Annotated in this window: 8 protein-coding genes; 4 read left to right on the forward strand and 4 right to left on the reverse strand. The window is 72.2% G+C overall.

Annotated features, from left to right (window positions below; genetic code table 11):
* The first annotated feature begins 111 nt into the window (after nt 1-111).
* The 4 genes from aceE to ACI78Z_RS18890 all read left to right on the forward strand — a co-directional run bounded on the left by aceE (nt 112) and on the right by ACI78Z_RS18890 (nt 7539).
* Nucleotides 112-2784 carry a pyruvate dehydrogenase (acetyl-transferring), homodimeric type gene (gene aceE / locus ACI78Z_RS18875; RefSeq protein ID WP_457038077.1) on the forward strand — a complete coding sequence of 891 codons (2673 nt, stop codon included), beginning with the start codon at nt 112-114 and terminating at the stop codon, nt 2782-2784.
* Nucleotides 2785-2812: 28 nt separating this feature from the next.
* Nucleotides 2813-4117, forward strand: coding sequence for a dihydrolipoyllysine-residue acetyltransferase (aceF, locus tag ACI78Z_RS18880; RefSeq protein ID WP_457038078.1), 1305 nt, complete (start codon nt 2813-2815; stop codon nt 4115-4117).
* 44 nt (nt 4118-4161) lie between these two features.
* Nucleotides 4162-6213, forward strand: coding sequence for a dihydrolipoyl dehydrogenase (gene lpdA, locus ACI78Z_RS18885; protein WP_457038112.1), 2052 nt, complete (start codon nt 4162-4164; stop codon nt 6211-6213).
* Nucleotides 6214-7164: 951 nt separating this feature from the next.
* A complete protein-coding gene (locus tag ACI78Z_RS18890) occupies nt 7165-7539 on the forward strand; it encodes a hypothetical protein (protein ID WP_457038079.1) in 375 nt (124 codons plus the stop codon).
* Between the two features lie 67 nt (nt 7540-7606).
* On the opposite strand, the gene ACI78Z_RS18895 is transcribed toward ACI78Z_RS18890, so the two are convergent.
* The 4 genes from ACI78Z_RS18895 to ACI78Z_RS18910 form a co-directional block, all read right to left on the reverse strand.
* Nucleotides 7607-9058 carry an NAD-dependent succinate-semialdehyde dehydrogenase gene (locus ACI78Z_RS18895; protein WP_457038080.1) on the reverse strand — a complete coding sequence of 484 codons (1452 nt, stop codon included), beginning with the start codon at nt 9056-9058 and terminating at the stop codon, nt 7607-7609.
* A gap of 366 nt (nt 9059-9424) precedes the next feature.
* On the reverse strand, nt 9425-11167 hold the full coding sequence (locus ACI78Z_RS18900) for an aconitase X (protein WP_457038081.1): 1743 nt from the start codon (nt 11165-11167) through the stop codon (nt 9425-9427).
* Between the two features lie 46 nt (nt 11168-11213).
* Nucleotides 11214-11948 carry a GntR family transcriptional regulator gene (locus ACI78Z_RS18905; protein ID WP_457038082.1) on the reverse strand — a complete coding sequence of 245 codons (735 nt, stop codon included), beginning with the start codon at nt 11946-11948 and terminating at the stop codon, nt 11214-11216.
* A gap of 52 nt (nt 11949-12000) precedes the next feature.
* The gene (locus tag ACI78Z_RS18910; protein ID WP_457038083.1) at nt 12001-13053 is read right to left on the reverse strand and encodes a proline racemase family protein; all 1053 of its coding nucleotides are present in this window, start codon (nt 13051-13053) and stop codon (nt 12001-12003) included.
* Nucleotides 13054-13067: the final 14 nt, after the last annotated feature.

Genomic DNA, 13067 nt, shown 5'->3' on the forward strand with positions numbered 1-13067 from the left:
GTGGGTGCGCCGGGCTCGGCGCACCCACGGCAGGCACGGACCAGCCGGACACGGGCCGTGGGACCGCCGGCGCGCCGGATCCCCCGCTGACGGCTCGCCAGGAGTAGGAGGATGGCCATGCTCGGTGACGTCGATCCCGCGGAGACCCAGGAGTGGATCGAGGCCCTGGACTCGGTGCTCGCCTTCGAGGGCGCGCAGCGGGCGTTCCACCTGCTCGACGAGGTGGTCGCCGAGGCCCGGCGCAAGGGCGCGCCGGTGCCCTACAGCGCGACCACGCCGTACCTGAACACCATCCCGCCGGACGAGGAGGACCGGCACCCCGGCGACCGCGCCATCGAGCACCGGATCCGCTCCTTCATCCGGTGGAACGCCCTGGCCATCGTGCTGCGGGCCAACAAGGAGTCCTCCGAGCTCGGCGGCCACATCGCCAGCTTCCAGTCGGCGGCCACGCTCTACGACGTCGGCTTCCAGCACTTCTGGCACGCGCCGACCGACACCCACGGCGGCGACCTGCTGTTCATCCAGGGCCACTCCTCGCCCGGCATCTACGCCCGCTCGTTCCTGGAGGGCCGGCTCACCGAGGAGCAGGTGCTCAGGTTCCGCCAGGAGGTCGGCGGCGGCCTGTCGTCCTATCCGCACCCGTGGCTGATGCCCGACTACTGGCAGCTGCCGACCGTGTCGATGGGGCTCGGTCCGATCATGGCGATCTACCAGGCGCGGTTCCTCAAGTACCTGAGCTGCCGCGGGCTGGCCGACACCACGGGCCGCAAGGTCTGGGCGTTCCTCGGCGACGGCGAGACCGACGAGCCGGAGTCACTGGGCGCCATCGCGCTGGCCGCGCGGGAGAAGCTGGACAACCTGATCTTCGTCGTCAACTGCAACCTGCAGCGGCTCGACGGGCCGGTCCGCGGCAACGGCAAGATCATCCAGGAGCTCGAGGGCATCTTCCGCGGCGCCGGGTGGAACGTCATCAAGACCATCTGGGGCAGCAACTGGGACCCGCTGATCGCCCGGGACACCTCCGGCCTGCTGCTCAAGCGGATGGAGGAGTGCGTCGACGGGGAGTACCAGGACTTCAAGTCCAAGAACGGCGCCTACGTCCGGGAGCACTTCTTCGGCAAGTACCCGGAGCTGCTCGAGCTGGTCGCCGGCATGACCGACGACGAGATCTGGGCGCTCACCCGGGCCGGCCACGACCCCAGCAAGGTCTACGCCGCCTACAGCGCCGCGGTACGGACCGTCGGCCGGCCCACGGTGATCCTGGCCAAGACGGTCAAGGGCTACGGGATGGGCGAGGCCGGCGAGGGCCAGAACATCACCCACCAGCAGAAGAAGGTCGCGGGCGCGGCGCTGGCCCGGTTCCGGGACCGCTTCGCCATCCCGGTCCCGGACGAGCAGCTCGACGAGGTGCCCTTCGTCCGCTTCGCCGAAGACAGCGAGGAGATGCGCTACCTGCGGGAACGGCGGGCCGCACTGGGCGGGCCGCTTCCGGTGCGCCGGCGGCGCTCCAGCGAGACCCTGCAGGTGCCCGGCCTCTCCGCCTTCGGGGGACAGCTGGTCCCGACCGAGGGCCGGGAGATCTCCACCACGATGGCCTTCGTCCGGATCCTCAACACGCTGCTGCGCGACAAGGCGATCGGCCGGCGGGTGGTCCCGATCGTGCCCGACGAGTCGCGCACCTTCGGGATGGAGGGCATGTTCCGGCAGTTCGGCATCTTCAGCCAGGTCGGCCAGCTCTACCGGCCCCAGGACGCCGACCAGCTCATGTACTACCGCGAGGCCCCGGACGGCCAGATGCTGCAGGAGGGCATCAACGAGGCCGGCGCGATGTCGTCGTGGATCGCCGCGGCGACGTCCTACAGCCTCAGCGACACCCCGATGATCCCGTTCTACATCTACTACTCGATGTTCGGCTTCCAGCGGGTCATGGACCTGGCCTGGGCGGCCGGGGACTCCCGGGCACGCGGTTTCCTGCTCGGTGCCACCGCCGGGCGGACCACGCTCAACGGCGAGGGCCTGCAGCACGAGGACGGCCACAGCCACCTGCTGGCCGCGGCGATCCCCAACTGCGTCTCCTACGACCCGACCTTCCACTACGAGGTCGCGGTGATCGTCCAGGACGGGCTGCGCCGGATGGTCGCCGAGCAGGACGACGTCTTCTACTACCTCACCCTGATGAACGAGAACTACGAGCACCCGGGGATGCCCGAGGGCTCGCAGGAGGGCATCCTGCGCGGGCTGTACCTGCTGCGCGAGGGGCCGGCTGGGTCCTCCGGAGGCGGGGCCGCGCCGCGGGTGCAGCTGCTCGGCAGCGGCACGATCCTGCGCGAGGTGATCGCCGCCGCCGACCTGCTCGCCGCCGACTTCGGCGTGGGTGCCGACGTGTGGAGCGCCCCGAGCTTCACCGAGCTGCGCCGCGACGGGATGGAGGTGGAGCGGTGGAACCTGCTGCACCCGACCGAGCCGCCGCGTCGCAGCTGGGTCGAGCAGTGCCTCGCCGACCGACCGGGCCCGGTGGTGGCGGCCAGCGACTACATGCGTGCCTTCGCCGACCAGATCCGGCCGTTCGTCCCGGGCAGCTACCGGGTGCTCGGCACCGACGGCTACGGGCGCTCGGACTACCGCCGCGCCCTGCGTCGCTTCTTCGAGGTCGACCGGCATGCGGTGACCGTGGCCGCGCTCGCCTCCCTGGCCGCGCAGGGCGCCGTCCCGGCGACGACGGTGGCCGACGCCATCCGCCGGTACGGCATCGATCCGGAGGCGCCGCCGCCGTGGACCGTCTGACCGCATCCCCTCGTCCGGAAGGCCTGACATGACCGCTCCCGCCGAAGTGACGGTCCCCGACCTCGGCGACTTCTCGGACATCCCGGTGATCGAGATCCACGTGCAGCCCGGCGACGCGGTCGCGGCCGAGGACCCGCTGGTCACGCTGGAGTCCGACAAGGCGACGATGGACATCCCGTCGCCGGCTGCCGGCACCGTCCGGGAGCTGCGGATCTCCGTCGGCGACACGGTGAACGTCGGCCAGCCGATCCTCCTGCTCGACCAGTCCGACGGGGCCGCCCCGGTCGAGCAGCTCGCCGGGGACACGGTCGACCAGGACGAGCCGACCGAGGTCGTCACGGAGCACGCCCGCCGCTCCGCCGAGGCGGCGGCGCCTCCGGTCGCGCCCGGTGGCCCGCCGGTGAGCGCGACCGCCGCGGCGCCGGACTTCGCCGGTGTGCACGCCGGCCCCAGCGTGCGCCGGCTGGCCCGAGAGCTCGGCGTCGACCTCACCCGGGTCACCGGCTCCGGCCCGAAGGGGCGGATCACCAAGGACGACCTGCTGGAGGAGGTCCGCGGACCGCAGCGGGCCGCCCCCGCACCCGCCGCGGCGGGGGCCGGCATCCCCGAGATCCCACCGCAGGACTTCTCGAAGTACGGCCCGGTCGAGGTCCAGCCGCTGACCCGCATCCAGCGGCTGTCCGGGCCGCACCTGCACCGCTCCTGGCTGAACGTCCCGCACGTCACGCACGACGACGACGCCGACATCACCGAGCTCGACGCCTACCGCAGGGAGCTCGACGCCGAGGCCAGGGCCGAGGGCTACCGGGTCACGCTCCTGTCGTTCCTGCTCAAGGCCTCGGTGTCGGCGCTGCGCGAGTTCCCGCGGTTCAACAGCAGCCTGACGCCGGAGAAGGACGCCCTGGTCCTCAAGCGGTACTTCCACATCGGCGTCGCCGTCGACACCCCCGACGGCCTCGTCGTGCCGGTGATCCGTGACGTCGACCGCAAGGGCGTCCGGGAGCTCAGCCGCGAGCTCGGCGAGGTGTCCGCGCGGGCCCGGGACGGCAAGCTGACCGCTCCCGACCTGCAGGGCGGCTGCTTCACCATCTCCAGCCTCGGCGGCATCGGCGGGACGTCGTTCACCCCCCTGGTCAACGCCCCCGAGGTCGCCATCCTCGGCGTCGTCCGGTCGAAGACCGCCCCGGTGTGGGACGGCACCGCGTTCGTGCCCCGGCTGGTGCTGCCGCTGTCGCTGTCCTACGACCACCGGGTCGTCGACGGCGCGGCCGCCGCGCGCTTCACCCGGTACCTGTGCCACCTGCTCGAGGACGTCCGCCGCCTCGTGCTCTGATCCCCGACCGGCCCTCTCCCGCAGCTCCGGAGCTTCCCGTGGACATGCGCATCCCCGACATCGGCGACTTCTCCGGTGTGCCGGTCATCGAGGTACACGTGACCTCGGGGGACGTGGTCGCCGCCGAGGACCCCGTCCTGACCCTCGAGTCGGACAAGGCGACCATGGACATCCCCGCGCCGGCGGCGGGCACCGTGGACGAGGTGCTGGTCCAGGTCGGCAGCCGGGTGTCGACCGGTGACCTGGTGCTGCGCCTGACCGAGAGCGGCGCCGGCGCCCGGCCGGCCACCCATCCCGTCACCCACGAGGACGCCGTCCCCGCCCCGGTCGACCGCCCCGCCTACGGCTCGGAGGCAGGCGTCTACGACCGCATCGAGGTCACGGTGCCCGACATCGGCGACTTCGCCGACGTGCCCGTCACCGAGGTGCTCGTCGGGCCGGGTGACCGGGTCGGTCCGCACAACCCCGTCGTGACCCTGGAGTCGGACAAGGCGGTGATGGAGATCCCCGCCGCGCAGTCCGGCACGGTCGAGCAGGTGGCCGTGCAGGTCGGTGACCGCGTAAGCGCCGGCAGCATCCTGCTCTTCCTGCGCACCGACGAAGCGGCGGCTCCCGCGGCGGCCGGGCCCGCTGCCCCGGCCGCGACCACCGCTCCCGCGCCGGCGACCGCGACCGGACCCGGGGACGTCCGCGCCGACGTCCTCGTCCTGGGTGCCGGACCCGGCGGCTACACCGCGGCCTTCCGCGCCGCCGACCTGGGCCGCTCGGTGGTCCTCGTCGACCGGTGGCCGGCCCTGGGCGGGGTGTGCCTCAACGTCGGCTGCATCCCCTCCAAGGCGCTGCTCCACGCGGCCAGGGTCATCGCCGAGACCCGGGAGATGACCGGGAACGGGATCTCCTTCGGCGAGCCGACGGTCGACGTCGGCCAGCTGCGCGGCTGGAAGGACCAGGTGGTCGGCCGCCTCACCGGCGGGCTCGCCGGCCTGGCCCGGCAGCGCAAGGTCACCACCCTCCGCGGCTACGGCCGGTTCACCTCACCGCACCAGGTCCGGGTGGAGCTCAGCGACGGCGGCACGACCACCGTCGACTTCGAGCACGCCATCATCGCCGCCGGCTCGGAGCCGGTCCGGCTGCCGTTCGTCCCGCACGACGACCCGCGGGTGATGGACTCCACCGGGGCGCTGGAGCTGACCGACGTCCCCCGGCGGCTGCTGGTCCTCGGTGGCGGGATCATCGGGCTGGAGATGGCGACGGTCTACTCCGAGCTCGGCGCCGAGGTCACCGTCGTGGAGCTGATGGACCAGATCATCCCGGGCGCCGACAAGGACCTGGTCCAGCCGCTGCACAAACGCATCACGCAGGCCTACGCCGGCGTCCACCTCAAGACCCGGGTGACCGCCGTCGAGGCACGACCCGAGGGCCTCGTGGCCACGCTGGAGGGCAGCACCTCCACCACCGCGACCTTCGACCGCATGCTCGTGGCCGTCGGCCGGCGACCCAACGGCGCGGCGATCGGCGCGGACCGGGCCGGCGTGGTCGTCGACGAGCGCGGCTTCGTGCCCGTCGACAAGCAGATGCGCACCAACGTCCCGCACGTCTTCGCCATCGGCGACGTCGTCGGGCAGCCGATGCTCGCGCACAAGGCCACCCACGAGGGCAAGGTCGCCGCGGAGGTCGCGGCCGGGCAGAGCAGCTTCTTCGACGCGCGGGTCATCCCCTCGGTGGCCTACACCGACCCCGAGGTGGCCTGGGTCGGCGTCACGGAGAACGAGGCCCGGGCCGCCGGGGTCCCGTACGGCAAGGGCGTCTTCCCCTGGGCCGCCAGCGGCCGCGCGCTCTCCCTCGGCCGCGATGAGGGGTTCACCAAGCTGCTGTTCGACGAGGCCAGCCACCGGGTGATCGGCGCCGGGGTCGTCGGCCCGTCGGCCGGCGAGCTGATCGCCGAGCTGGGGCTGGCCATCGAGATGGGCGCCGACGCCGCCGACATCGGCCTGACCGTGCACGCACACCCCACGCTGTCGGAGACCGTGGGGATGGCCGCGGAGGCGTTCGAGGGCACCCTCACCGACCTCTACCTGCCGAAGCGCCGGAGGTAGGGCCGCCGGGCGGCGTCCCGCAACCGGTTCGTGGCTGTAGCGCTCGATCGCCTGTCCGATCGTCGGGGTGTAGATGATCGGCAGCATCTCGTCGAGGTGCTCACTGAGCAGCCGGTTGAACAGCACCTCGTTGCGGTCCCGCAGCGCGGTCAGGTAGACGTTCTCGGCCAGGTCGTCGTGCGCCCGCAGGTACTGCGCGTAGACCCGTCTCGTCTGCGAGTCGATCGTCGTGACCCCGTAGGGGAGCAGGCCCACGAGGCCCAGTGCGGCCCGCTCCTCGTGGGTGAACGCCGGACCGCGGAAGACGAGCGGCTGGCGATGTCAGCTGGGTCCCACGAGCTCGGACCCGGTACACCGGCCCGGTCCCGGTCTGGACGATGTCGTGGGGACCCTCCGTGGTGACCCCTCCTCCGGACTCGGCCGACCGGGTGGGTGCTGTTCCCGGCCCCCGCGTGGAAGACCGGCGTGCCGGACCCGGCGGGCCCGGTGGGCGGTCCCGGGCGCCGGTGGAGCTCCGGGGGCTCACAGCGGTGTGCCCGCTGGTCGACGGGTCGTGCTGTCGCGGCAGCGGGATCGCGTGATCTCGCACGGCTGAACGCCTGGAAGCGTGCGACATCACGCGATCTCGTCAGTTGACCACCCCCGTCAGCCAACCCGAGAACCGCTGTCAGTGCTCCTCCGCGACAGGGCCGCGTCGTCAAGCCCCAGCGCGTCGACCCCGGTCCTGCGCCGGGCACGAGGCCGACGGCTCCTGGCCGCCGACCAGTGGGGCTCACCGGGCCTCCCCGGTTCCGGCAGGTTCGGTGCCGGTGGCGGCCCGGTGGGTCAGCGCCGTCCCGCCGTGGCCGCGGTTGCCGGTCCCCGGCAACGGCGGAGTGCTGCAGCTGACCGGCGAGACCCCTCGTGCACCCGTCCGGTCTCCGGCAGGCTTGGGGCAGCTGGAGGTGGACGATGCTCAGTCGCGACGAACAGCGAGCCTGGGACGAGATCCGGCGTCGCTATGCGGTGGAGGTCGAGGAGCCCGCTCGTCCGGTCCTCGACCTGACGGTCCGGCGGCCACGATCCGCGAAGCCGGTGGGCCTCCTCGCCACGGTCGTCGCCGGCGGCTGCACCGCCATCCTGCTGGTCATCGTCGGAGCCCCCGTCGCCGGCCTGGCCATCGCCGTCGCCACCGTCCCCCGGTTGCTGCTGTGGCGTTACTGGCCGCTGCTGGACGGTGGTGTCGGGCAGTCCGCACCGACGGCGATCCGGGACGTCCCTCCCGACGGTGAGGGGCACCCGGCGTCGCAGGAGCCCCGGCACCGGCACAGCCCGGGGACGGCGTGACGGTGCCCGACGTCGCACCCTCGTCGCCGTCTGGGGGCTGAGGGGCGGACCGCCCCGAAGACCCGGTTCAGATCGAGATGCCGACGAGCTTGGTGTCGAGGTACTCGTCGATGCCCTCGTACCCGCCCTCGCGTCCCAGGCCGCTGGCCTTGACCCCGCCGAAGGGTGCCGCGGCGGACGTCGGGTTGATGTCGTTGACCCCGACCATCCCGAAGCGCAGCTTCTCGGTGACCCGGATCGCCGTCGACAGGTCGTTGGTGTAGACGTACGCCGCGAGGCCGTAGTCGGTGTCGTTCGCCCGGGCGACGACCTCGTCCTCGTCGTCGAAGGGGGTGACCGCGGCGATGGGCCCGAAGGTCTCCTCGCGGGAGATGAGCATGTCCGGCGTCACGTCGGCCAGCAGCGTCGGCGCGAAGAAGGTCTTGCCGTCGAGTCCGTCCACCTGCAGGCGCTCGCCTCCCGCCACGACCCGGGCGCCCTGGGTGCGTGCGTCGAGCACCTGCGCCTCCATCTTGGCCACGGCGCGCTCGTCGATCAGCGGGCCGATGGAGACTCCGTCGTGGTCGCCCTTGCCCACGCGCAGCGCCGCGATGCGCTGCTCGAGCGTCGCGACGAAGGTCTCGTAGATGGAGCGGTGCACGTAGATGCGGTTGGGGCTGATGCACGCCTGACCGGTGTTGAGGAACTTCACCAGCGCGGCACCCTTGGCCGCACGTACCGGATCGGCGTCGGGGAAGACGATGAACGGTGCATGGCCGCCCAGTTCCACCGACACCCGCTTCAGCGTGGCGCCGGCCTTCGCCGCCAGCATCTTCCCGACCGCCGTCGAACCGGTGAACGTCAGCTTCCGGACCACCGGGGACTCCAGCAGCGTGTCGCCGACCTCTGGCGCGCGCGTGGTGGTGACCATGTTCACCACACCTGGGGGGACACCGGCGTCGGCGAGCAGTTGCACCGTCGCCACCGCGCACAGGGGGGTCTGGTCGGCGGGCTTGAGGACCGAGGTGCAACCGGCCGCGATGGCCGGCGCGAGCTTGCGGGTCAGCATGGAGATCGGATAGTTCCACGGGGTGATGGCCGCGACCACGCCGACCGGCTGACGCATCGTCACGAACCGCTGGTCGGCCCGCGCCGAGGGGATCGTGACGCCACCGATGCGCTTGGCCTCCTCGGCGAACCACGCCAGGAAGTCCGCGGCGTACGCCACCTCGTTCATCGAGGCCTTGAGCGGCTTGCCCTGCTCCCGGGTCATCAGCGTGGCCAACTCCTGCCGGCGCTCCCGCATCAGCGTGTCCGCCTTCGCGAGGACGGCCGCGCGCTGGTACGCCGTCGTGCCCGACCAGGCCGGCAGGGCACGGTCAGCGGCGGCGATGGCCGCCTCGGTGTCGGCCCGGCCGCCGTCCGCGGCCTGCCCGATGACCTCGCCCGTGGCCGGATCCGTGACGGCGAAGCGCGCACCCCCGTTGGCCGGACGCCACTGCCCGTCGATGTAGATCGTGCGTCCTGGGTCCTGCGTCATGGCGCCTTCCTCACTGGGTGATCGGTCTCGTGGATCCGGGGAGTCGGGTCTGGGGAGTCGGGGCCGCGGAGCCGCAGGTGCGATGGTGTCATCCGTGCACGAAGCAGGAAGCGCCCAGGCGACGACGCCGTCGACGGTCGCCCGCATCCTCCCGGTGTCGTCCGCACTGCAGGATGACCGGAGATCGGTGGCACGCACTCAGGGTTCAGGCGCCGCCGCGGAGGCTGAGCCCTCCTGCGCTGACCTGGGTCCGGGCGCTGACAGGAGAGGGCGGACCAGGCGTTCGACCGCGGCACTGCGAGCGGTCGGGGCTGCTCCACGTCTCCGGCACCGTGGTCCTCCGATGACCAGCTGCGGCTCTCGGGCTCAGCCGAGCCACTCGGGTTCTGTGAGCACCGGCCGGCCGGCGACGGCTGACTCCACGCAGTCGCTCGTCGAGCCGAAGTAGACACCCCGCCGGATCAGCCCCGGGCCGTAGTGGGCGAACTTGCCGGAGTCGGTCATGACCCCCTCCGTTCCCGGTGGGAGGGACTGCTCGGTCCGCATGCACAGGCAGGTGTCGGTGACGACCCGCATGCCGAAGTCCTCGATCGCACCGAGGTATCCGTGCGCACTCGCCTGCTCGCGCGCGAACCGGCTCGTGGTGACGAGGACGTCGACCCCCGGGTGCTTCCGCCGTCCCCGCACCAGGTCGGCGAGCCGGGCGAGATCCCCGAGGGTGGCGTGCGGGCTCCCGAACAGCACCAGCTGCAGTGAGTCGCCTCGCCCGCTCGACAGGCCGCGCCAGACCTCCCGGAGCTCCGCCGTCGTCACGTCCAGCACCCGGCGCGGCGGGCGACCGCCGAGCGCGGCCTCGACGGTCGGCGCTTCGGGAGTCACCCCGACCATGTGGAACAGACCCACGGGGCCCGATGTCGTGACCGTCGCGCAGAACGCCTTCAGGTCCTCCGTCGTCGGGGTCCACGAGATGCCGTCGATCACCGGGACGTCGGCGCCGGCGTGCTTGCCCACCAGGTAGCCGAGGGTCGTGAAGAAGGCCGGGTCCGGGTCCCGGACGTCGGGGACCCGGACGAGGAACTCGCCGACCCGGTTCTCCGGCAGGTGCAGGCCCGAGCGCGGCACCCGGCCGGTGAGGGCGGCGCACACGTCCAGGAAGTCGCCGTGCCGGTTGGTCCGGGCGCCGATCACGCTGTTGGCGTACGCGATGGCGTTGGACTCGGCCCACAGGACGTCGTCCCCGAGGACGGGGCCGTCCGGGAACACGTACGGCGTGCAGGAGAACACGGGTCGGGTGCCCATGCGCTCCAGGGCCGTCGCCATCCGCTCGGCGTTCCGGGCGAACTCGCTGTCGAGTCCTCGATCGTCGTGCCGACCGCGGTCGACGGAGATCGAGTTCACCGTCGTCGGCACGCGGACGGTCGCCCCGAGCGCGACCATCCGCTCGACCGCGGACAGGCTGCCCAGGCCGGTGAAGATGCTGCCCCCGATGTGCACGTGGCGGATGTCGAGGAGCTCGGTCGCCTGCTGGATCGACGCCATGCGCAGGAGCACGCGCATGGCCACCTGGGTGGCGGCGCCGTCGTCGCCGGCGAGCATGGCCCGGTCGCGGTCGGACAGGGCGACGTCGGGGGACGAGTCGGCGGGAGGCAGCGGCTCGGCGGACGGCGGTGGCTCGGCCGCGGACGGCTCGGCCATGTGCAGCACCACGGTCCCGTCCCGCCGCACCTCGGCCCGCCGTGCGGTGAGCGCCTGCTCGAACTGGGCGTCGTCCAGGACGACCACCGGGATCGTCGTGCCGTGGAACTCCTCGTGGACGACCGCGCCGAGGGCGATGATCTCGTCGACCCGGTTGAGGATGATGCCGGCCGGCCCCGTGCCGGCGACCAGCGAGTCGAGCAGCACGTAGCTGCCCGTGCTCGACCCCTTGCCCTTGGGCAGCACCACGACGGTGCCGGCGATCGACCGGCCGCACAGCGGATGGCGTGAGTCGATCACGGTGCCCGTGGCCGGATCGACGCCACCCCAGAAGCTCAGCATCTCCCGGGTCGCGACCACGTCCGCGTCGGCCTCTCCGGCCACGAGCACCTGCCCCGCGGGAAGCGTAATCACAGATCACATCCAACTACCCACGCCGCGGCAGGCGCAAGGGTCCGGTCTAGCGGACGTCTCCGGATGCCGGCGCGGCCGCGGCGGCATCGTCCATCGCGGCCTTGCGGTTCTTGGCGGCGAGGCGCTGCCGGATGTCCTCGGCGGCGACGTCGAGCGAGGCGTCGGATGCGGCCGCTGCCGCGTCGGGGTCGTGCGCCCGGGCGGCCTGGACGAGCTCACCCTGGTAGCGCCAGAGCCACTCGTTGGACTTGGCCGATTCGAGGGTGGCCTTGATGCCCACCATCTTGTACGCGCGGCACTGCAGCCACAGGTTGCGGATGCTGCTCACCAGGACGGGATTGCCACTGGCCTCGTAGAGGATGGTGAGCAGTGCCTCGTCGTGCCGCAGGTGGTCCTCACCCCGCTCCTCGGCGAGGGAGGCCTTGATGAGCTCGTACTCGGCCTCCATGCGGTCGCAGTCCTGCGGCGTGATCCGCTCGCTGCCCAGCCGGGCCGCCTCGCGCTCCAGGATCTTGCGGACGGCGTAGACGTGCACCAGCTCCTCGAGCGTGAGCCCCTTGACGACGGCGCCCTTGTGCGGTTCGCGCTGCGCGAAGCCGCCCTCCTCGAGGCGGCGGATCGCTTCGCGCACCGGCATCACACTGGTGCCGACCTGCGCGGCGACGTCGCGGATCCGCAACCGGGAACCGGCCGGCAGCTCGCCGTTGATGATCGCCTCGCGCAGCACGTCGTACACCTGGTCGGCCAGGAGTGTCGGCTGCAGCGGCGCGGAGAGGTTCACGGACAGACGATAGTCAGTCGCTCGACCGGCGTCGGCGGGACACGGCCGGCCCTCATGCCCAGAGGTCGCCGACGGTGAACCCGTTCGCGAACGGGTCGTCGGGATCGAGGACCCACGTGCTGAACCCCGAGATCCACGCCCGGCCGCTGATGGTCGGCACGACGGCGGAGTGCGGACCCACCGTCACCTCGCGGAGCAGCTCGCCGGTGTAGACGTTGCCGAGGATGCCCTGGTGGCGGAACGGCTGGTTCAGCTCGAGCTCGCCCTTGGCGTGCAGCGTGGCCATCCGTGCGCACGTCCCGGTGCCGCAGGGGCACCGGTCCACCGAGCCGGTCCAGGTCGACGGGTCGGCGAAGTCGACCGGGCCGCTCGCCACGGTGACCGCGTTCTTCCGGTCCGCCGCCGGACTGTCCGCAGGGCCGGACAGCTGGGAGATCGTGATGCCGATGCCGGGGTAGTCGGGGTGCTCGACCGGCAGCTGGTCCTGTGCCGCGCGCAGGATGAGCGAGGAGATCCGGGTGATCTCCGCAGCCCGGGACGGGACCAGCTCCAGCCCGGGGAACTGGCGCACGTCGGCGATGACGTAGAACATGCCGCCCCAGCCGACGTCGACGGTCACCCGACCGAGCTCCGGCACGTCGAGAACGGCGTCGAGGTGGGCGGCGAAGGCGGGCACGTTCTCGAAGGTCACCTGCTGGACCTTTCCGCCGCGGCACTCGGCCGTGATGCGGATGAGGCCGGCGGGCGCCTCGAGGGTGAACTCGGTCCGGGGCTCCCGCATGGGGATCATGCCGGTCTCGAGCAGGACCGTCGCCACGGCGATCGTGTTGCCGCCGCTCATCACGGGGTACTCGACCTGCTCCATGATGATGTAGCCCGCCGCGGCCTCGAGGTGCTTGGGCGGGACGATCAGGTTGCAGCACAGCGGCGGGTAGCCGCGGGGCTCCCGCAGCATGAGCATCCGGATCTGGTCGTCGTTGCCCTCGAGCCACTTCATCTGCTCGTACACCGAGTCGCCGGGGATGTGCGGCACCCCACCGGTGATGACTCGCATCGGCTCGCCGGAGTGCGTCTCCACGGCGTGCAACATCCGCGTGAAGGTCATCGGAGGCCAGTCCT

The organism is Geodermatophilus sp. SYSU D01176 (assembly GCF_054050015.1).